Source organism: Aeromonas sp. QDB11, from assembly GCF_027705265.1.
Lineage (GTDB): Bacteria > Pseudomonadota > Gammaproteobacteria > Enterobacterales > Aeromonadaceae > Aeromonas > Aeromonas allosaccharophila.
In genome coordinates this window covers 1-1,071 of sequence record NZ_JAPDBM010000183.1, presented here as the reverse complement: position 1 = coordinate 1,071, position 1,071 = coordinate 1, and the positions used below count along the sequence as shown (strand labels likewise).

The 1,071-nt window shown below is 51.8% G+C and carries 2 protein-coding genes; both read left to right on the top strand.

Translation table 11 applies throughout. The annotated features are described in order from the left end of the window. Nucleotides 1–81 precede the first annotated feature (81 nt). Nucleotides 82–579: a trimethoprim-resistant dihydrofolate reductase DfrA12 gene (gene dfrA12 / locus OKC40_RS22550; RefSeq protein ID WP_001083725.1), complete on the top strand. Its 498-nt coding sequence runs from the start codon at nucleotides 82–84 to the stop codon at nucleotides 577–579. Between the two features lie 111 nt (nucleotides 580–690). After that, entirely contained in the window at nucleotides 691–981 is a 291-nt protein-coding gene (locus tag OKC40_RS22545) for a DUF1010 domain-containing protein (RefSeq protein WP_001336345.1), read from the top strand. Nucleotides 982–1,071: the final 90 nt, after the last annotated feature.

Sequence of the window (1,071 nt, the reverse complement as noted above, 5' to 3'; positions counted from 1 at the left end):
CGCCGTGGGTCGATGTTTGATGTTATGGAGCAGCAACGATGTTACGCAGCAGGGCAGTCGCCCTAAAACAAAGTTAGCCATATGAACTCGGAATCAGTACGCATTTATCTCGTTGCTGCGATGGGAGCCAATCGGGTTATTGGCAATGGTCCTAATATCCCCTGGAAAATTCCGGGTGAGCAGAAGATTTTTCGCAGACTCACTGAGGGAAAAGTCGTTGTCATGGGGCGAAAGACCTTTGAGTCTATCGGCAAGCCTCTACCGAACCGTCACACATTGGTAATCTCACGCCAAGCTAACTACCGCGCCACTGGCTGCGTAGTTGTTTCAACGCTGTCGCACGCTATCGCTTTGGCATCCGAACTCGGCAATGAACTCTACGTCGCGGGCGGAGCTGAGATATACACTCTGGCACTACCTCACGCCCACGGCGTGTTTCTATCTGAGGTACATCAAACCTTCGAGGGTGACGCCTTCTTCCCAATGCTCAACGAAACAGAATTCGAGCTTGTCTCAACCGAAACCATTCAAGCTGTAATTCCGTACACCCACTCCGTTTATGCGCGTCGAAACGGCTAACCATTCCGTCAACGGGACGCCAAAATGCTGCGCATTTTGGTTCCCTCCGCTGCGCTCCGGCTCTCGTTACGTCCAACGTTAGCACCACTGAAACCCAGCTTTATTTAGCTCATGTTTATTCAAACGGCATTTAGCTTTTCAGGCGTTATTCAGTGCCTGTTTTGCCTTTTTTCCGGGCTTCGCCTGCATGGGCTGCGCAGGTTTTCAGTCTTTTTGGCCTCTAGCCCTTGCGTAGCAAGCGCAAGCAGCTATCGTTTTTGCAGTGCTGTGCCGCCTCGGTGGCGCAGCGTTTTTTCACGGTTAGCGCCCGTCGCCAAATTCAAGTTATCCGTTTTGGCTTCTGGTTCTAACATTTCGGTCAAGCCGACCCGCATTCTGCGGTCGGCTTACCTCGCCCGTTAGACATCATGAGGGAAGCGGTGACCATCGAAATTTCGAACCAACTATCAGAGGTGCTAAGCGTCATTGAGCGCCATCTGGAATCAACGTTGC

Coding starts and splice junctions, on each gene's coding strand:
- dfrA12 (WP_001083725.1), top strand. CDS start 82: ATGAACTCGGAATCAGTACGCATTTATCTCGTTGCTGCGATGGGAGCC.
- OKC40_RS22545 (WP_001336345.1), top strand. CDS start 691: ATGTTTATTCAAACGGCATTTAGCTTTTCAGGCGTTATTCAGTGCCTG.